Annotated in this window: 16 protein-coding genes; 3 read left to right on the top strand and 13 right to left on the bottom strand. The window is 55.4% G+C overall.

Going from position 1 to position 19,838, the window contains the following annotated elements:
- Nucleotides 1-4: 4 nt before the first annotated feature.
- From ACO1NT_RS15200 to ACO1NT_RS15190, 3 genes are all read right to left on the bottom strand, one after another.
- Nucleotides 5-2,464 (bottom strand): SLBB domain-containing protein, encoded by a 2,460-nt coding sequence (locus ACO1NT_RS15200; RefSeq protein WP_449049589.1) that lies wholly within the window; start codon nt 2,462-2,464, stop codon nt 5-7.
- Between the two features lie 729 nt (nt 2,465-3,193).
- Nucleotides 3,194-3,382: a hypothetical protein gene (locus ACO1NT_RS15195; protein ID WP_449049588.1), complete on the bottom strand. Its 189-nt coding sequence runs from the start codon at nt 3,380-3,382 to the stop codon at nt 3,194-3,196.
- The gene (locus ACO1NT_RS15190) at nt 3,372-3,725 is read right to left on the bottom strand and encodes a hypothetical protein (RefSeq protein ID WP_449049587.1); all 354 of its coding nucleotides are present in this window, start codon (nt 3,723-3,725) and stop codon (nt 3,372-3,374) included. The genes ACO1NT_RS15195 and ACO1NT_RS15190 overlap by 11 nt, the downstream gene beginning before the upstream one ends.
- A 148-nt stretch (nt 3,726-3,873) precedes the next feature.
- Here ACO1NT_RS15190 and ACO1NT_RS15185 point away from each other — a divergent pair, with 148 nt between their 5' ends.
- A complete protein-coding gene (locus ACO1NT_RS15185; protein ID WP_449049635.1) occupies nt 3,874-5,007 on the top strand; it encodes an ATP-binding protein in 1,134 nt (377 codons plus the stop codon).
- A gap of 13 nt (nt 5,008-5,020) precedes the next feature.
- Here ACO1NT_RS15185 and ACO1NT_RS15180 read toward each other — a convergent pair whose 3' ends face one another.
- From ACO1NT_RS15180 to ACO1NT_RS15155, 6 genes are all read right to left on the bottom strand, one after another.
- Nucleotides 5,021-6,718, bottom strand: a complete 1,698-nt coding sequence (locus ACO1NT_RS15180) for a capsule assembly Wzi family protein (RefSeq protein WP_449049586.1) — start codon at nt 6,716-6,718, stop codon at nt 5,021-5,023.
- Between the two features lie 9 nt (nt 6,719-6,727).
- On the bottom strand, nt 6,728-8,428 hold the full coding sequence (locus ACO1NT_RS15175; RefSeq protein WP_449049585.1) for a capsule assembly Wzi family protein: 1,701 nt from the start codon (nt 8,426-8,428) through the stop codon (nt 6,728-6,730).
- Between the two features lie 229 nt (nt 8,429-8,657).
- Nucleotides 8,658-11,267: a DUF5916 domain-containing protein gene (locus tag ACO1NT_RS15170; RefSeq protein ID WP_449049584.1), complete on the bottom strand. Its 2,610-nt coding sequence runs from the start codon at nt 11,265-11,267 to the stop codon at nt 8,658-8,660.
- 33 nt (nt 11,268-11,300) lie between these two features.
- Nucleotides 11,301-12,335, bottom strand: a complete 1,035-nt coding sequence (locus tag ACO1NT_RS15165; RefSeq protein ID WP_449049583.1) for a hypothetical protein — start codon at nt 12,333-12,335, stop codon at nt 11,301-11,303.
- A gap of 45 nt (nt 12,336-12,380) precedes the next feature.
- Complete coding sequence (locus tag ACO1NT_RS15160) at nt 12,381-12,743, bottom strand: hypothetical protein (protein ID WP_449049582.1); 363 nt, start codon at nt 12,741-12,743, stop codon at nt 12,381-12,383.
- Nucleotides 12,685-12,816 (bottom strand): hypothetical protein, encoded by a 132-nt coding sequence (locus tag ACO1NT_RS15155; protein ID WP_449049634.1) that lies wholly within the window; start codon nt 12,814-12,816, stop codon nt 12,685-12,687. The genes ACO1NT_RS15160 and ACO1NT_RS15155 overlap by 59 nt, the downstream gene beginning before the upstream one ends.
- 391 nt (nt 12,817-13,207) lie before the next feature.
- On the opposite strand from ACO1NT_RS15155, the gene ACO1NT_RS15150 reads away from it, so the two are divergent.
- Nucleotides 13,208-13,393: a hypothetical protein gene (locus tag ACO1NT_RS15150; RefSeq protein WP_326327441.1), complete on the top strand. Its 186-nt coding sequence runs from the start codon at nt 13,208-13,210 to the stop codon at nt 13,391-13,393.
- 9 nt (nt 13,394-13,402) lie between these two features.
- Here ACO1NT_RS15150 and ACO1NT_RS15145 read toward each other — a convergent pair whose 3' ends face one another.
- From ACO1NT_RS15145 to ACO1NT_RS15135, 3 genes are all read right to left on the bottom strand, one after another.
- Complete coding sequence (locus ACO1NT_RS15145; RefSeq protein ID WP_449049581.1) at nt 13,403-14,941, bottom strand: SulP family inorganic anion transporter; 1,539 nt, start codon at nt 14,939-14,941, stop codon at nt 13,403-13,405.
- Between the two features lie 47 nt (nt 14,942-14,988).
- On the bottom strand, nt 14,989-16,116 hold the full coding sequence (locus ACO1NT_RS15140; RefSeq protein ID WP_449049580.1) for a hypothetical protein: 1,128 nt from the start codon (nt 16,114-16,116) through the stop codon (nt 14,989-14,991).
- Nucleotides 16,117-16,220: 104 nt separating this feature from the next.
- Nucleotides 16,221-17,789, bottom strand: a complete 1,569-nt coding sequence (locus ACO1NT_RS15135; RefSeq protein WP_449049579.1) for a calcineurin-like phosphoesterase C-terminal domain-containing protein — start codon at nt 17,787-17,789, stop codon at nt 16,221-16,223.
- A gap of 107 nt (nt 17,790-17,896) precedes the next feature.
- Here ACO1NT_RS15135 and ACO1NT_RS15130 point away from each other — a divergent pair, with 107 nt between their 5' ends.
- The gene (locus ACO1NT_RS15130; RefSeq protein ID WP_449049578.1) at nt 17,897-18,130 is read left to right on the top strand and encodes a hypothetical protein; all 234 of its coding nucleotides are present in this window, start codon (nt 17,897-17,899) and stop codon (nt 18,128-18,130) included.
- Nucleotides 18,131-18,710: 580 nt separating this feature from the next.
- Here the strand turns inward: ACO1NT_RS15130 and ACO1NT_RS15125 are convergent.
- Nucleotides 18,711-19,571 carry a sulfite exporter TauE/SafE family protein gene (locus ACO1NT_RS15125; RefSeq protein ID WP_449049577.1) on the bottom strand — a complete coding sequence of 287 codons (861 nt, stop codon included), beginning with the start codon at nt 19,569-19,571 and terminating at the stop codon, nt 18,711-18,713.
- Between the last annotated feature and the right edge of the window lie 267 nt (nt 19,572-19,838).

The raw sequence follows: 19,838 nt of genomic DNA, 5'->3' as shown, positions 1-19,838 counted from the left end.
TTACTTACCTTAGCAGACTTACTACCACCGCCGCCAACGACGTGACCACACTGCCCATACTGATCCATGCTTGTACGCTAAGCGGCTCGCGCTCCGGTTTGGTAGGAACAATAATTTCGCTGCCGGGCTGTACCGGCGGATACCCCCAAAGTGAGCCTTGCACCGCACCGTTCGCGTGCTGTACGAATGTTTTCTGCTTGTGCGCCTTGGCGGTAAAACCGCCCGCTTGGTTGATGTAATATTTCAAGGATTTGCCCTTTTGATACACCACGCGGTTGGGATTGAGGACCTGACCGCGCACCGTCACGGTACGTAATTGCCGCGGCACGATGATGACATCTTCGTCTTCCAACGGGATGTCGTACTTGCGGTTGCCGTCAAGAATCTTATCGAGTTTGATCCCCACATAATCACTGAAAAACAAATCGGTGCTTTCACCTTCGGTTGTATTCTCGAGCGCCAGTTCTTGGATTTCGGTTTGTTCCCTTTCACGCGCCGCTAATTCGCGTTTTTCTTGGGGTGACAACGCATTCCCTCCCTGTGCTACCATCGCATCCGACGCCTTGCGCTGCAACGAAGCACCGGGTAAGTAAGCAAACTCTGTAACACCGCCCGCACGGCGGATCAGGTCGGAAATGGTTTCGTCTTTTTTCAGTAGCGCGTACTCGCCGGGCATGTTTACCTCGCCTTCTATGCGTACCATGCGCTGTACTTCATAGCCGGTGCTGGTATGCACACTCACGATATCAAACGGTTGTAATATGAAACCGGATTGCAACGCGGCTTCCCGACTATCGAATTCCACACGCACCAGCTCGGCCGTCGTAGAATCCTGCACATTGGTATTGACACGGATACGCCGGGCAACATCCACATATTCGATATTGGCCGCCTCAGCCAAGCCTCCGCTCATCTGGATGAGGCTACCGAGGGTCATCTGCTCCACATAGGGGAACTGCCCCGGCCGCCGTACTTGCCCGCTGATGGAAACGGTATATTCTTCGCGGAGGTCGAAAATCGAAGAAATGATGATGCGGTCTTCGCGTTGCAGCACCGGATTCTCGTCCGCATCGCCTGCCATCAACTCGTTGAGGTTAACCGTGATCAGCTCCTGCGTATTGTCGGGCTTCAACCGGTTGATGTAGGCACGCGCCATAAACGCATCTTCCTTGAGGCCATCGGCCTGCTGGATGAGTTCGCGGAGCGTAAGCCCCTCCGTAAGGGCGTATTTGCCCGGGCGGAATACCGCGCCTTCAATTTCAACGCGGTTGGCATAGCGGTCGAGTACCTCTTCTACAATATATTGGTCGCCGTTCTGCGGCGTATAGCTGGCGTAGTCATCGGCATAGATATCGGCCACACTGCGCTCCCGGTCGGTAATCTGCAGCACCTTTACCTTAGCGGTGTAGGCCTCGGGAGCGAACTCGCCGGCGAAACGCAACACATCGGCCAGCGACTCGCTAGGCAACGGCTCGAAGATGCCGGGGTTATTGACCAGTCCCTCCACGGAAACGTGCCGGTTAAACACCGGGATGTGGATCACGTCGCCGCTTTCCAGCCGCACATTGCCGGGCTGGATGCCCCGCGTGAGGAAATCGTACGCATCGATGGTTTCGACAACCTCGTTATTGCGGATAAGCTGGATGTTCCGATAGGTACCTTTGGCTGATGGGCCGCCAGCGGCATAAAGCGCATTGAACACGTTGGCTAACGAGGGCAAGGTATAGGTACCGGGGCGGGTAACGAAGCCCGTGAGCGTCACCTTGATGCTGCGGATATTGCCCAGCGTGAGCGAGAGCTGTGTACGGCCGGAGCTTAACTGCGGGTAGGTGGACGCCATCCGGTTCTTGATCTTGTCGCTCGCCGCCTCGATGGTGAGGCCGGCTACCGATACGATGCCGACGTACTCCACGTTGATGGTGCCTTCTTGCGATACAGGCAGCTCATAGCTGGCCACGTTGTCGCCGGTGAGGTCGAGCAGCAGCTGGTCGCCTGTGCCGATGACGTAGCCTTTGGGCGTGGGGATATTGAGGTTGGGCTCGAAACGGATATCGTTATTTCGGAACAGCTCGGATCCGAAAATGCGCAGACCGGTATCGGTGGGTTGTTGTTGGGCTTGATTGGTCATGCCGTCGACCAAATCAATTTCTTGGGTAACGTCACGGCCGCTGTCGTCGGGCGCAACAATATCGTTTGCCCGGGTGCCGCCCAGCTTCTGTTGCCGTACGGTGGTGAGGCGGTTGCGCAGTTTCTGCTGTTCGCCGGCAGCCATGCCGCGCTGCCCAAGGCTTTGGATCAGTTGGTCGTCGCTCAGCCCGCGCTTTTCCGCTTCGGTGATGATGCGCAGCACCTGCTCGTCGGAAAGCTGTTCTACTTTGACTTTGGAAACGTCAGGAATCTGGGTTTGGGCTTCGGCCGTGACTAACCAGAAAAGTCCCGTTAGCAATAAGAGGTATCGCTTCATCGATTTTGCTAATTGTATGTTATGTAACGTTCGAATGGGGCAAAGGTAGGTTTTTTTTTGCTTGTATGTTTTTTTCAACATGGCCGTTATTTCTTTTTGCCTACGCTTAGCCTCTCCGTCGCTTGCCGCGACATGGCTTGACACTTTTGTACCGGCAAAAGTGCCCAAAACCTCGCCGCTGGAATCTTTTGCTACCGTTGGTAGTGCTTCTCACTGCAAACCACAAGATTCCTAGGCGGCTTTTTCAGTGGAACGGAGGGCTTTTGCTGCTTGTATGATGGAAAGACCCTCGTACGATGTTCAACTTTGTTCTGGGTAGCGTTGTAGCGAAAACTGGGCCAAAGTTGTTTGATTGCTATTTTTCTTACGAATTTCCTGTTTGCTGGTTACTCTTCCTGCGAGACGTCATTTAATCAACTCACGAGCAGCGGGTGATGGCGCCTTTGTTGTTGCGGTTTTAATATAGAGCCCGACCTATTTATCGCCGTAATGTCCCCATGCAGAGACTACGGATACCGTTCACCTACCCCTGTGTACGGGGTTTCTGACAGCTCTTTAAAAATCCGTTCTAGTTTTCATCAAACTATTTTCTTTATCGGCTGATGAGAGCTCGATGTAAATAATGATTGCCTTATGCGTCAATATCATTCACATCTCGGTTTCGTATATTGGCTTGGTTGCCGGTTTTTCGGTGGCGAGCGAGGTGTTTCTTAGCTTCTTTTGAAACGTTTACAATATACTTTCCCATATATTATCAACGTCTTTGATTTCGGTAATCCTACCGGCCTTGATATCCGCGATCCCTCTTTCCATCAGCTGTAGATTTCCCGATTCAAGGAACCATTTATCCCCACTGGGGCTAGGGTTTCCCTGTGCTGAATAAGGGATACCTACGGCATCGAGTATCTTAAGCAGCATCTCGCGTTTGCTCTTGCTCTTTAATTCTATCGTTATCCGTTCCATATCCGTCAAATTTAAGCATTTTTTTGTAGTTTGCTTTTTTGCTTCCAGGGCAACCGCATTTAAAACTTGTCGTCATTGCGAAACTGTGTTGGGCGGTGCGAGTTGAAGCAATCTTCGACGAAAACAGATTGCTTTCCTTCGGAGCTGCTTCGCGGTCGCTCCATTTCACCGGCAAACGCTCTTGCTCGCAATGACGATTAATTGTTCCTGTTTTAAACGCGGTTGCCCTGTTTTGCTTCTTTGCATTTTGCTTTTCCGAAGCGCTCCGCTCACTGCTTTTCCGAAGCGCTCCGCTCACTGCTTTTCCGGCGAGACGTCAAAAGCATGTTAAGGGGTTAAATCCAATACTGGAAAAATATGGACTACGATTCCATATTTTTCCGATTTTTCCTTATATTTGCTTCATGATTCCCCGTGCTGCATCAGCAAAATTGAAACAGTTGGCTATGTTCTTCAAAGCCGTTGCCGTAATCGGCCCAAGGCAGTCCGGAAAAACCACCTTGGTACGTTCGCTTTTTACCGATAAACCGTATGTTTCGTTGGAAGATCCTGACACTCGACAATATGCATTGGAAGATCCTCGCGGATTTCTAGCCAACTATCCGAACGGGGCGATACTGGATGAAGCGCAACGGACACCAAACTTATTTTCGTTTTTACAAGGCATTTTGGATGAACGAAACAGGATGGGCGAATTTATCATCACCGGCTCGAATAACTTTCTTTTACAACAGAATATTACACAAAGCCTGGCAGGAAGAGTGGCCTATTTGCAGTTACTGCCTTTCGCTTTACAAGAATTATACCGCCATGATTCGCCGGAACTCGCCCATCAGGACACCCTCCTGCTAACGGGAGGGTACCCGCCGATACACGACTATCGTATCCCCCCGCAAGATTGGCTACCGAATTACCTTCGTACCTACATAGAGCGCGATGTACGACAAATAAAGAATGTAACCGATTTAATTGTATTTGAACGGTTTGTCCGATTGCTAGCCGGACGGTCCGGACAGGAACTGAACATCACTCCGCTAGCTGTTGAAGTAGGGGTAGACATCAAAACCATCCAATCATGGATAGGGATTCTCGAAAGCAGCTTCATCATATTCTTACTACGTCCTCATTTTAAGAATTTTAATAAAACCATCGTCAAACGACCGAAAATCTATTTTTACGACACGGGATTAGTCTGCTCCCTCTTAGGCATAACACAGGAAAAACAACTGGAAACCCATCCGTTGAGGGGAAGTATATTCGAAACATTAATCGTATCTGAATTAGTAAAAAAAAGGACAAATAACGGAAAGGAAATCAACCTCTATTATTGGCGAGATAAAACGGGCCGCGAAATAGACATCATCATTGATGAAGTTAATGATCTGATACCTGTAGAAATCAAATCTGGAAAAACCGTCCACCCCGACTTCTTCAAAAACCTACTGTATTGGATGAAACTCAGTGAAACCACAAAGGGTTTTATACTATATGGTGGAGACCAAGACCAATCGCGCAGCAATGGCATTATCGTAACGAGCTGGCGCAACCTTGCCCGCGAAGACCCGTTTTTAAACGCATAGCCAACAAAACCATTCAAAACCGGTACATTACCCCGAACTTCAGGTGCAGGTTGTTCTTATCCTGCGGGTCGAAGCCCCAATAGTCGCTTTCGTCGGCCGCGGCCTGGAAGTTATACTGGTAATTGTACGCATGGATGTACTGCAGGTGGGCATTGAAGATAAACTGCCCGTAATCCCACGAGCCATACGCCGCCAAACTCGCATCCACCCAATTGCGGCGGAAGTCTTTTACATACGTTACCACATAGTCTTCATCGTGTACCAAGCGTTGTACCTGCACGCCCAGCTGCTTCAGCCCATCCACCCAACTGGCCTGTACGGTTTGGCTGTTGCTGCCCGGCCCGATGCCTGCGCCCAGCATTTGTCCGCGGTGGGTATAACCATCACGGACCTGATGGTGCACATACCACGGCGCGGCAGACCGTATCCCCCGGGTATTGCTTACGGCCATCTGGGTCACCTCGCCCGCCAGTTGCAAATAACCGCCCCAGCGGTTATACAGCGGCACCAGCTTGCGCAGGCCGAACGTGTACGCTCGGGTATGGTCAAGCTGGGTCATGCCATCCCGCGCATCCCAATTGTGGTCGTTCTTGGCATACTCGCCGTAAAACTCCACGTGGGCCTTGGGCACCACGTACCGGAAATAGAACGAGAGCATCTGGTCTCGGGGAACGTCATCGTTCGCATTGCTGTCAGTTGCCAGTTTATTTTTACTGAACGCCTCCAGGAACGGGGCGTAGTAGGCCAGTCCGCTGCCCATATCTTTTTGGTTGGTATTGTAGGTGCGGATAAACCCGAGCGATAGGCCCGGCGTCCACTTGGGCTGGTAGTTGAGGTGAAGCCCCGAGAAGTACCGCCAACCTTCGGGTTTGGTCCGCGCATACTGCTGGTGGGTGGCGGTATCGCCCAGCAGGGAGGAAGGGTAGCCCGACTTCCGCAGGTGGCCGCCCACGATCTGGAACTCGAACGCCCCGATGTAGGTTTTGATGGGTTTGGCGCTGTTGAGTGTGACGTGGTTGAAGCCCGGCGCCGTATTGCTCATCAGGATGGAATTGTGCAGGCCGGGGCCCCACCACAGGTTTTCGGTGGAGAAGCCAACGGACACCGGGTCGAGCGTGAGCCGGATGCTGCTTTGCCCCAGGTAGGCCTTCGTATAGCTGCCGTTGCCGAAGCGTTCGGGGAGGTCGATGCGGTTGCCGAAATAACTATACCAGGTCCGATCCGGCCCCGCCTCGCCGCCAAACCCTTCATATACCCGGTTCTGGGCGGCCACAAGCTCGGGCCGGAACTGCACGCTGAGCCAGCGGTACTTCGCAAAGAAGCCGGTACTGAGGTAGGTCTGCAGGCCCCGTGCGGGGATCATCGGCCCATCATTCCACCCGTAGGGGTAGGCCGTGTTGAGCTGGTTTTGCCACACCACGGGCAGTAGCTGCAGGTAGCCGTGGCCGTCGTCGCTTTGCCACACCACGTCGGTGTGGCTTTCGTCGGGGTAATGCAGGTATTCGTGCTGCTGCAATGCCTGGGCCGTGAGCGGCCGCAGGCTGAAGGAGATGGCCGGGTCTACCTCGCCCAGCAGCTGCTGGCGGCGGTAATAATCTTCCAGCACGGGGAATCCCACCGGGAGGGTCTGCGCCTGCAACGCCGTGCCGGCCAATACCCATAACATCGCCATGCCGGCGCTTCTTTTTAATTCATCGTATCCGATCTTCATGGCGAAAACTTAAAATCGATAGGCGAAGCCCAGTCGCATGAGAAAATTGTTCTTGTCTTGCGGGTCGAATGTCCAGAAAGGCTTACCCACGGGTTGGCTAAACTGGTGCCGGTAGTTGTAGCTGTGCACGTTTTGCAGGGTGAGGTAGGTGAGGAAGCCGTCGAAATCCCACTCGCCCTGCAGCGACCAGCCGAAGTCTACCCACGACTTGCGGATATCGGCCACATACATATAGAAAAAGTCTTCGTTGTGCACGTATCGCTCCAACGAGAAGCCGATGCGCTTGAAGCCGCGTACCCAGCCCACGCTGGCGGTCTGCACGTTGCTGCCGGGGCCGATGCCCGCGCCCAGCACCTGCCCGCGGTGGGTATAGCCATCGCGCACCACGGGGTGCGTATACCAGGTGGGGTACTGCCGGTACAGACCCCGTGCAAAATAGGTGTTGTTCATGGACAGCTCGGTAGCTTCGGCGCCCAGCTCGAGGTAGTCGCCCGGGCTGAAGTACAGCGGTACCAGCTTGCGGAACCCCAGCACGTAGCCACGCGCGTACGACGGCTGCACCATCCAGTCGCGCCCGTTCTCGGCCTTGCGGCTGCGGCCATATTCGCCATACACCTCGAGGTGGCCGGCGGGCATGGCCCAGCGGAAGAAGACCGACCCGTAGCGGTTGCGCACATCGCTGCTGGTCCGCTCTACGCCATCCACATCCACGTAGGTGGCCTCTTTCACGTTCGGCTTGAAGAAAGGAAGGTAGTCGCCCACGCCCTTCATGTTATCCGTATTGACCACGAACGAGCGGATGACACCCAGCGAGAGGCCCGGCACCCATTTGGGCTGGTAGCTGGCCACGAAGCCCGAAAAGTAGCGGTCCACGTCGGGCTTTTCGATGTAGTACATTTCGTCGTGCTTGCTATCGGGCGTGATGGACACGGGGAAGCCCGATGCCTTGAGCGTGCCGCCCACGAGCTGCCCCTCGAACGAGCCGATGCCGGTCTGTACCGGCTTGCTGGTGTGCACGGTGAAGTGGGGGAAGCCCTGGGCATTGTTGCTCATCAGCAGGGCGTTGTAGCGCCCCGGGCCCCAGTAGAGGTTTTCCGTCGAGAAGCCGAAACTCACGGCGCCGAAGGTGGCCTTCAGGCTGGTTTGCCCCAGCAGCAGGCGGGTGTATGCCGACTTGCCGAAATATTGGGGCTGATCGATGACGTTGCCGATGGCGCGGTACCACTCGAGGCCATAGCCGGGGGCGTTGCCGACGTCCTCGTATTTCTGGTTGGCGGCGTACACCACCTCGGGACGGAACTGCAACGTAAGGAAACGGTATTTGGCCACCAGTCCGCCGTAGAGACGGAACTGCCCACCGCGCGTGGGCACGAGGGAGCCATCGTTCCAGCCATAGGGGTAGGCGCTGTTGAGGTTGTAGTCCAGCCCGGCCGGCAGCACCTGCACGTACCCATCGTCATGGGGGAAGTAATGCAGGTAGCTTCGGTCGCCCAGCACCCCTTCGGGATCATACACGTTGGTTTGCCCGAGGGCCTCGGCCGTGAGCGGCCGTACGCTAAAGGAAATGGACGAATCTACCTCGCCCAGCAGCTGCAGCCGCCGGTAGTAATCTTCGAGCACGGGGCTGCCCACGGGTAGCGTCTGTGCCCATACACTTTCCTGGAAAAGTACGAGCAGGCACAGGCCATAGAGTAAATATCTGATGCGCATAGTTAATAATGTGCCTACAAAGAAGCAAAAAACATTCCATTTATGCAGCAGGTTGCTTTTTGCCTTTTTGCCTTTGGTGCTTTTTGCCTTTTTGCTTTTTTGCCTTTTTGCGGTTTGCGGTTTGCTTTTTTGCGTTATTTCAACTGGTCAACAGGTGGTAGTGGCGCTTTCAATACAAAAATCCGAATAGCCACAAGGGTATCTTATGGCCGTGACCGATTTCGAGGTTTTAATAGCTAAACCAATAGTTGATTTTGACCATGAAGGCATTGGTGGCCGGCAAGGCCAGCATCCGGTCGAGGTTATGCTCCCACCCGGGCTGGTAGATGGCGTCCTGCTGCGACCGGTTATGCTGCCATACCACGTAGAGTGTGGAGCCGGGGAGGTATTCCCACCGGGCCACCAGGTTGGAGCGGAGTTCGTTGAAACTGAAGTCTGGCTGGGCGAAGGCCAGCTCGCCGTCGGCCAATGGCCGGAACCGGTCGGCATAGCGGCGCGCCCGGGTATCCGTTGCCCGCTTGAAGTCGCTGTATGTTGCCACGGAAGTGAATGGCGAGCCGTAATACTGGATGGAGATATCGGGGGTAACGTTGACCTGCATGTTCAGCGTAACGCCATAGGTCCGCTGCTTCATCAGGCCCATCACGTAGGTGGTTTCGCCCGCCGCCGATGCCGACGGGACGCTGCCGACGTACTGCAGGTTATCTTTATTCCAGGCGTAATCGAACTGCCCTGCCAGGCGCATGTGGTTGCCGATGCGGAAGATGACGCCCGGATGCACCTGGTTGTAGCCGGTCTCCTCGGCCAGGTAAAGGCGGCCCTCATAAACCAGCTTGTACACCACCCGTTTCGCGCGGTCGGTGCCCAGGCTCACATGGGTCCCGAAGTTGGGGCCGTACCGCAGATCGGGGCCGCCCCGCAGCCGGCGGCTATCCACCGTGTGCCAGTTGAAGGTCTCCTTCACATCCATTTCCATCCGGCTGCCAATGCTGAGGCTGCGCCAGCGCAGCGCCACATCGTTATTGACGGCATCGCCGCCATAGTTCCATACGTTCCGTTGCGTGAGGTTGATCCCGGCAAAGCGGAAAGGCCCCCACGGGTCCGTTTTGCGGAAGGCGATTTCGGTTTCATTGAGTTTATAGTCCGACTGCTTCATGTACCCTACGTCGTTGAGGTCGAACCCCGGCGACGACCAGCTGAACAGCTCGGAGAAGTTCCACTGGGCATTCCCCTTTTTCCCCACCTTCACGTAGCCACCGGTACCCTGCATGGAGCGGCTACCGGGGTTGAGGCTGAGGTAATCGGCCCCCGATGCGCGATGGAAATAGTGGACGGCATTCGTTTTTGTTTTGAGCAGGGCCGCCGGCGACCCGTGCAGCGTGCTGAACATCCCCTTCGCATCGATATAGTAGAGGCGATTGGCGAAATATTGGGTGATGTCTATCCCCGCAGTGAAGGCATTCCCCACGAGGGCATCGTGCAGGTGGTCTTCCGTGAGGTTGCGGTTTACCGCAGTAACCATGCCGCCGAGCAGCGTGTTGCCATCCCAGTTTTTCTGGATGCGCGCTACCGTATAGTTGGTGAGGGGTTCGGTAACTTCCCTGCCGCGCACGCCGTTGCGCATCACTTGGGACGAGGTTCGGGCGGTGACACTCTCCAGCAGCCCGATGGTGAGCCCCTTCCGGTTGGTGCCCGTCAACTTGAGCGCGCCGATGATGGGGATGAAGTTGGGGGTACTGGCAAAGTTTTCCCGCTGGTCGATATCAGCGGGCTGATACGAGGGCATGGCGCCGATGCGGCGCGAGTAGAACATCAGGCCACCGTCGTTGTTATCGAATTCGAGGATGTGTTTACCTTCCAGGAAAAAGGGGCGCTTTTCGTCGTAGAACACTTCATAGGCCGACAGGTTCATCACGGACGGGTCTACCTCCACCTGGCCGTAGTCGGGGTTGAAGGTGAGGTCGAGCGTGAAATCCTGCAAGGCCACCTTGGCGTCGAGCCCGGCGCTGCCCCCCCAGCGGCTGCCCTGTTGGAAGGGGCTGCCGGCAATCTGCGGCTCCACGGTGAGCTTACCCATGGCGTAGGGCGCGAATTCGACACCCCGGGGCTTGGGTAGATCGGTCATGCCATGCATTTCGCCGAACGAAAAGACATGGCCGTTGTTCTTGATGGGGATAAGGCTCCAGTTCTGCACCTCGTTGTTGCGCCGGATGATGCGCCTGACATGCAACCCCCAGATGCCCTCGGTATCTTGCTGGTTATACCGCAGTTGGCTGAACGGGATGCGCAGCTCGGCGGTCCAGCTCGAATCGGGCAGGTTGATGTGCGTGCGCCCTTCCCACACGGCATTCCAGCTCAGGTTCACGGAGAGTTTGTCCGTTACGGTGAGGTCGGTCTTGTTGCCGCCGAGGTTGATGTTGAATTCCGGCGCCACGCGGTAGTCGTGGTACGTATCGAAAGCGATGCTGACCAGGTCGCCGTTGCTGTTGTCATCCCGGTTGCCGATAAAGGCATTCATCGTTTCCGGATGCTCATCCTTGCAGTACACGCCGATGTAGATGGCCTGGTCGTCATAGAAAATCTTCATGCGTGTCCACGAACCCGTGTGTACCCGTTCGAACGGGATGACCTGCGAAAATCGCTCCGACCATTCGCCGGTATGCTGCCATACGGTTTCGTCGAGCTTCCCGTCGATCTGCGGGCGCACGGAATCGAGCTTGGTGATACGGTACACGCGCTTGTATGCGTCTTCGAACGTTACTACCGCGGTTCTTTCATCTTGTGCCCGGGAAACCATGCAGGCAGAAAGGAGAAGCACCGTAATTAGGTATCTCGTCATGTATATGTGTTATGGACAGGAATTATACGGGGCCTATGACACCCGCTCAAACTTATAGGGATACACCTTGCCGGCAGCCCATTGCGCTACGTAGAGGTTTTCATCGCGGTCTACGCATACATCATGCGGATGCACAAACAACGGCGTTTGCTGCGCCATGGGCTGGAGCTGATCGCCGACGTACTTCGGGGCCGTACCCCCGATATTGCTCACCACGCGGTTGTGCTGGTCTAAGATGGTAACGAAGCCACTACCGGCGGTGTCCATATCGGGCGAACGCAACACCGCGGCATACAGGTGGTTGCCATGTATGACGGGCCGGCATACGCAGGCGCCCGGCAATGAAATGATTTCCATGAGCTCGCCCGCCAGCGTAAACCGCTTGAAACATTGGCGCGGCCGGTCGGTAACCAGCAGCGTAGGGGTAGCGGTACGGTGGTCGATGCATACCCCATGGGCAGTCTCAAAGTATTGGTCGCCCTCGCCCTTGCCGCCGAACCAGCTTTTGAGCTTGCCCTCGGCGCTGTATACCATCACATACTGCTTGCCATACCCATCGGCTACGTAGATATCGCCATTGGGAGCCACGGCGGTCTCGGTGGGCATAAATGCCTCGGCTTTGTCGTACAGTCCCGATTCAAGCGGCACGTCGAGTGTCCACAGCACCTTCCCTTCCAGGGTGGTTTTATACACCTGGTGCTTAGCGGTATCGGTGATGAGCAGGAATTCATCGCGCCCTTCGCCGGCCAGGGTGAGCCCGTGGGCGCCGGGGAAATCATGGCCCCAGCTGCTGACCAGCTTGCCACGGGTGTTGTACACCAGTACATTGTTTCGCGTTTCATTGGTGAGCAGCAGGATGCGCCCGCGACGGTCCTGCACCATCTCGTGGCAGTCGTTTACGGGGTGCTTGGCGCTATCGAGCACGCCCCAGCCTTTTACTTGCTTATAGGTCATGCCGTGGTGGCCATACACAGTATCCGTGGTGGCGCCGAAGGCGTTGATGACCGGCGCGGCGGCCAGTGCCGTGGTGGCCGCGGCAGATTGGGCAATGAAGGTTCTTCTGTTCATATAAAGTACTTGCTGGCTGCTAAAGTAACTTTTTTAGGCGGTTTTTCAAACCGCTTCCTTTACCAGCCATGCGATATAATGAGGCAACATCGTTGTAGCATAGTATGGCACATTGAGCAGTGTATAGGACTTTCCGCTCGGTGTGACAGCATGTTCCAATCGGAAAACCCCGCCGTAAATACGGACGGCAAACGGATGGTCGGCGGCTTGGACAAACTGATGCAATGATTTAAGGCTACCCGTGGCACCAGACTTGATTTCAATTGGAATCAAAAAGCGCTGATAGACAAAAAGGAGATCAACCTCCGCGCTGGATTGCGCTTTCTGTCGCACCCAGAATGGCGGTTTGTTATCCGTTTGCTGTTGCAGCGAAATCAACTCCTGTGTAACCAAATGAGGGATAATCACGTTTTTCCAAGTTTAACGTAATCGTGTGTTTGTACGTGGATGCAAAATCCCGTACCAGGGTGGTCTTCCCCACTTGCCTGGCACCCCGTATTATTTGTAACAAAATAAGGGGTGATTTATTCAAAAATTGTAACAAAATAAGGGGTGATACTGTACCTACCGATCGGCCACGCGGCTCTCCCTGAAATCGATGGTGACGTCGTCGGCTGCTAATACAAAAATCCGAATAGCCACAAGGCACGATCCATGCCTGCTACCTGGCTGAAATCTTTCTTGGCGCTTTTTCGTGCAACGTTTCCATAAAATGTCCTCAACGAAAGACAAAAACAATAAAAATTGTCCTAAACTGAAAACGTTTTGCAGTTTAGTTTCCGCTCCGCGGGAGAGGATACACCCATTCAAAAACAACAAAATCCGATAACGGTTGTTCTATGGACAGAAGCGTTACGCCAAAAACAAGAGCTATGAATGTAAAGCGAATTTTCGGCACCATCCTTACCGTGTTGGGTATCGGGGGCCTCATTTACACCGGCGCCATGGTGGTACAGCAGACCGGCGGCACCCGCGAGCTGATCGTTGTAGGGGTCATCGGGCTCATTTTCTTCCTATCGGGTATTTCGTTGGTGCGCAACACCCGGGATAAAGAATAAGCGCAGGGGTTATCTATCGGCCACCACTTTATATGTGGGGTCTTCGGCCAGCGTTACCACGATGATGCCTTCGGCCTTCTTAAGCTTGCTGCGGCAATCGTCGCTCAGGTGTTTCAACACCACATGCTTGCCCGCCGCTGAATACCGGGCGGTGATCTTGTTGAGGGCGTCGATGGCACTCATATCCGCCACGCGGCTCTCCCTGAAATCGATAACGACATCGTCGGGGTCGTTCTCTACGTCGAACTTTTCCAGGAAAGCAGTCACCGAGCCGAAAAACAGCGGCCCATAAATCTCGTACACCTTAGCGCCCGTGGCATCAATGTGCTTGCGTGCGCGGATGCGCTTGGCATTGTCCCACGCGAATACCAGGGCAGCCACGATGACCCCTACCAGTACCGCCAGCGCGAGGTTGTGCAGCACAATGGTGATGACAGCCACGAGGACGCCTACGAAGATATCGGATTTGGGCATTTTATTGATGATGCGCAGCGACACCCACTCGAAGGTACCGATGGCGACCATGACCATTACCCCCACCAGCGCAGCCATGGGAATGCGTTCGATGACCGGGGCACCCACCAAAATGATGAGCAGGATGGTAACGGCGCCGATGATGGCCGCAAGGCGGGCACGCGAACCGGCATTGAGGTTTACGAGCGTTTGTGCCACCATGGCACAGCCGCCCATGCCGCCAAAGAACCCGTTGACTACATTGGCGGTGCCCTGTGCCACCGCTTCGCGGTTGGCGCTGCCCCGCGTACGGGTGATCTCATCGACCATGGATAGCGTGAGCAGCGACTCCACCAGTCCCACGCCGGCCATCACCAGCGCAAAGGGGAAGATGATCTGCAGGGTCTCGAGCGTAAACGGCACCATGGGAATGTGGAAGGCGGGGAATCCACCCTCGATGCTGGCGATATCGCCCACAGTTTTGGTCTCGATACCGAACCCCAGCACCAGGCCGAATACCACCAGGATGGCCACGAGCGAGGCGGGGATGGCCTTGGTAAGGCGCGGCACCACCAGCACGATGGCAATGGTAAGTAGCGTAAGCCCGCCCATGATGTACAGCGGGGTGCCGGATAGCCACGTGGTGATGCCACTGCCATCGGCAACCTTGAACTGCTCGAGCTGTGCCATGAAGATGATAACGGCCAGGCCGTTCAGAAAGCCGTACATGACCGGCTGGGGAATGAGCCGCACGAATTTGCCCAGGCGGAATACGCCAACGAGGAACTGGAGCAGCCCCGCGAGGGCCACGGCAGCAAACAGGTATTCGACGCCATGGGCCTTGCTGAGCGCGATGAGCACCACGATGGTAGCCCCCGCACCACCCGACACCATGCCGGGCCGCCCCCCGAGGATGGCGGTAACCAAGCCCATCAAAAAGGCGGCGTACAGCCCCGTGAGGGGCGATAAGCCGGCCAATATGGCAAACGAAAGCGACTCGGGGATCATGGTCATGGCCACGGTGAGCCCGGCCAGGATCTCGGTTTTGTAGTTTACCTTTTGCTTAAGATCGAATAGTTGTACGTATGCTTTCATGCTGCCGCGTTAAGCGCGCAAAGGTACGTTTATTCAGCAATTTATGATTACTTCGCTGCTTCTTCAATGAGCTCCGGGCATTCGCCGTGGTTTTTATAGGCAGTGATGTATTGTTTCATCCATTGGTAATATTGGTCGCCATGGCCACCTTCCATGGGCTCAATGTCGCGGCTGTACTGCTCGTCGTAGTTGTCTACGAAGCGGGAGTTGCCGTCGTCGTCCAGAAACCGCTGTGCGGCCCATTCGTTCCACCAGGTGATGGTGATCACCTTGGGGCGGTGGGCGAACGCCCGTGTCCACTGTTGGTAGAAGAAACGCCCATGGTCGCGGCCGTGTGCGGTGGGCTCGGTCATGTAGGTCTCTTGCGTGGCCGTGCATACGGCCATTTGCTCCACTTCGCCATCGGCACCGTAGGCAGGTACATTCTCGGTATTGAGGAAACTCCATTCTTCGGGCGCAGGCTGCTGGTTGAGCCCCCACATCTTCCTTACGGTGAATGTTTGGGGTGGATGGGCAATCATTGACGTAGCCAATGCGAGGGGCTTGCCTTCCCAGTATACAAAGCAGTCTTTGTAGGTTTCGTTCGTGTAGAACTCTTCGTAGGTTTTCTCCATCACGGACCAACCCTTTTCTTCGTTCACGCTGCTCCAAAACACCAGGTAAGGGGTTTCCTTACCTTCCTTGCGCATGGCCACCATCACGTCGAGGATGGCCTGGCAGGGCATGGAGATGAACAGGTCCCAGTCGTCCGTTTCGGCCCAGGCTACGCTGGCGTTGGTGTTGTCGATGATGATGAAGTCTACGCCGGCCTCGGCCAGCCAGGTCATGTGCTGCCGGATGACTTCCTTATCGTGGCTGCGGTAATAGCCCAGTGCGGGTTTGGCCCAATAGTGGAATTGGTGCACACCGCCCCACTCCTGCCTGCCCGCCAGGACCTCGGCGATGTTGGGTGGGTTGGGCTCTTCGGTGCCAGGCCCCAGGATTTTGGTGAACCAGGTGGAATAGCAGATGGAGATGATGTCTGACTTGTTGGTGATATCGAGCCCATAGGACACTTCCGCGATCGTATCTTTTCCGATGATGACGTTGTCGTCTTCTTTCTGGCCCGAGGAACAACCCGCGAATAGGAAGGTGCTGAGGAGAAAGGTAAAGAGGGCGTTGAATACAAATTTCATGCACGAATGTATCGGAATACGGGTGATACGGCAACCTGCACTGTCGGGTAATAAAGCCGGCTATGCCGCCGCTATTGGCGGCGGCATAGCCGGCAACAAGGTGTTTACCGCACCGTAAGGGGAACCTTTTCGATGAATGTACGGCCGAACATATCGGTTGCCCGCACCTCGATGGTGTGGTTGCCGGCCTGGAGCTTCCGGTTGGCCACGTTGAGCTTCCACAGGTGGTTGCTGATGGCCGGGTCGCCCGGCTTCCGGCCCTCCCAGATGGTCTCGGCCTGGTCCCACGCCACGCGCTCGGCGACGAAGGTGGGGTCGAATTCTTCCACCCGTTTCATGGTTTGCCACTTGCCGTTGCCGATGCGCACCTGCACCGTATCGGTGGCACGGCCCATGTAGAAGTTGGCATAGATGCTGATGGACCCTTTGATACCGGCTGCGGCGACCTTGGGCGCATAAATGCCGATCTGGTGCGTAGCGGATTTGCCGGCCACTTTGTAGTCGATTTGGTATTGGTTGCCATCGAAGCGGACGAGCGCGTAACCCTTGGGGGTGCCGTCGGCCATCATGGAAGCGGGCACGCCCGTCTCGTTGAAGCGCCCGCTGTACCAATTGCCCGACGTGGTGCCGGCGTTATAATGGTGGTGCGGCTCATCGCGCAGCCAGCCGTGCTCGGCCGTGAGGAAGAAATGGGATTGCCGGTGGGTGTGGGCCGAGAACGAAAGGGTGTGGGCAAACGGCTGCAACAGCTGGAAGAGCCGCTCGCGGTCTTCCTTCCGGAAGGAGCTGTTATGCGAAAACGGGATGTGGAAGGCCAACACGACGAGGTGGTCTTTGGGCACGAACCGCAGGTCGTTCTCGATGAAGGTGAGCTGCTGCTCGGTAAGCCCGCCCCAATACCCATCGCCATCGCGCGGGTCGGGATAGACGATATCATCCAGCACGATGAAGTGTACTTTGCCTTGGTTGAAAGCATAGGTGCTGGGCCCGAAATGGGCTTCGAACGCTTCGTCCGACAGGGAGTCGGCGGTGACATCGAAATTGATGTCGTGGTTGCCCATCACATTGTACCACGGCACACCCACCTGTTTAGTGGCGGCAATATAGGGGTTGAAGAGGTCGGGCCGGTTGCCGACCAAGTCGCCCAGGCTCATGCCGAATACATAGCCCTGCGCCCCGCGCAACTCGGCGATGACGCCCTGTTCGTAATAGCGCACCTCGTCTTCGGTATACACCTGCGGGTCGCCGAACAGGATCATCTTAAAGCTGTCGCCCATGTTATCATTCTTCACCAGGGGGAAGTTGATTTCCTTGGGCAGCGGACCGGTAGGTGCTACGCCCGCATACTTGAGTTGGGGCGATCCTTCCGGCTTGTGGATATAGAAAAAGCGGGGTAGCTGGCTGTCGCTTACCGGCACATCGTAGTTTCCCGGCTTGATGACGGCAATGATCTGGTCGTTGCCCACCGGCAATTCATAACGCCCCTTCCCGTCGGTTTGCACCACTTGGATGCCGTTGGTTACCGATACGCCGGCGATGCCTTTTTCGCGCCGCTCTTTGGTGCCATTTTGGTTCCGATCATCAAAAACCACCCCTTTGGCAAGGTGCTGCGCCAACGATGGCCAGGACCAGAGCAATAAACCGATGGCGAGGTAGAACGCTTGTTTCTTCATTTACTTTTATTTTAAACTGTTATTGGTTAATTTTACTTTCCTTCAGTTTCATTTCGTTACAAAGAAACAAATTTCATGTGCATTTAGTATGAGGTTTACGTAAAAAAATGATGAAGCGCTCTATGCCGCGGGGCATGGCACTTGGCATGCACCCAAGTGCCCAAGGTGCTTTGGCTTGCCTGCTTCGTTGCAACCCGTTGCCGCATGCGCCGCAGCAAACCGAAGCCACCCCGCTGCGCGGGCCATGCCCTTCGTTCGTCGGTTCGCTGGATGTGCGGTGGCTGCGCGTGGTAGCCTCGGTGGGGCATGCCTGGCGGCCGGTTGCTGCCTCCGCAGGCTAGGCCGTCCGCGTTCGGAGGCAGGATCGGCCTTGGCGCAGTTGGACGTGCAGGCCGCGGGGGTGCGTTGCGGAAACGATGGGGTCGGCAACCCAACAAGCGGAACCCCGCCATCACGCAGGCAGTGTGCGAAGGCGGCCTAGGGTTCGCACCGTTGCACCAACGCGCAGCCGGAACGACAAATGCGGCACCGCCTTGATTTTTGCCAAACTTTTGATCAAGCAAAAGTTTGTTACCTCCGCGGCATACAGCGGAAAGAAAAAAATCACTTCGCGGCAGCCCCGTTTGGCTCTTTGCAATAGCATCCATCCGGAGGCAGGATCGGCCTTGGCGCAGTTGGACGTGCAGGCCGTGGGGTGCGTTGCGGAAACGATGGGGTCGGCACCCCAACAAGCGGAACCCCGCCATCATGCAGGCAATGTGCAAAGGCGGCCTCGGGTTCGCGGCGTTGCACCAACGCGCAGCCGGAACGACAAATGTGGCACAGCCTTGCCTTTTGGTTCTTTGGGGCAAGCCAAAGAACGAAGCCCTGTCGCGGCCAGCGACGGAAAGCCTTGCGGGCAAAGGCAAAAAAGACGTATGGCTAGAAAATTGCCATATACAACGAATACAACGAAGTGACCATGATGAGGCTCCCGACCGCAAAGAATAGTGTCTTCTTGGTGACCTTTTTGGTGATATATGCGCCGAGGGGAGCGGCCAATGCCCCACCCAAGATAAGGCCCAGTATGATCTGCCAACTGTGGATACCCGTGAAGTAAATCAATACCCCCGCGGTGAAATAGGTGACGAAAAATTCGGCCGTGTTGACGGTGCCGATGATGGTACTCGGGGTATTGCCCTTGCGGATGAGGTTCGACGTAACGATGGGTCCCCACCCGCCGCCGCCAATGGCATCGAAAAAGCCACCGAAGGCTGCCAATAATGACGCCCCTTTGGTGTTTTCACGGGTCTTGAGGTTCTTCTTGAATGCTTTGAGCAGGATCAATACGCCCAAAATGAGGAGGTAAGCATTGATGTAGGGCTTGATGACATGGCCATCGATGACCGACCCCAATATAAAGGCCCCTAACGAGGAAAAAATAACCCCCGGAATGACCAATTTGAAAAACAGGGACTTGTTGAAGTTGCCGAACCGGATGTGCGAGAGCCCCGAAACACCGGTGGTAAAGATCTCGGCCGTGTGGACAGCCGCAGACGCCAACCGCGGCGACAGCCCGTAACTGAGCAGCACGGCACTGGAGGTGGCACCATAGGCCATGCCCAACGCACCGTCTACCATCTGTGCCACGAACCCCGCCAACATAAACCAAAAGAAGGTTTCGTCGAAAAGCAGGTCTTTCGTACTGGCATAGGGAAGGTACTTGACCACCACGATGGCTACCAGTGCCAATTTCATCAACACAATCCCAATGGAAATATGCCGGGTTGTGATCCGTTTCATCCGCCGAATCGAGTATGCTTGGACCCTAGCGAATGGACTCATATACTTCTATTTACAGTTGTACTCATATGGTATTTCAATGACCCTGCTGGTGCGCGGCTCGCCCACAGACCATGGTATCACCCGGCAAATATATAAATACAGCACAAATTCTACCTAATAAGTAGAGTATTATTTTGAAAAAATGTGTTTTTATAGCCGGCATAACCCCTGGGGCAAGGATAGCCAAAGCGCGGCACAACCTGCAAAACAACGACACTAAAATGT

It is taken from the genome of Parapedobacter sp. (genome assembly GCF_053550995.1).
The sequence above is the reverse complement of the archived record's forward strand: the minus strand, read 5'-3'. Positions and strand labels throughout refer to the sequence as shown.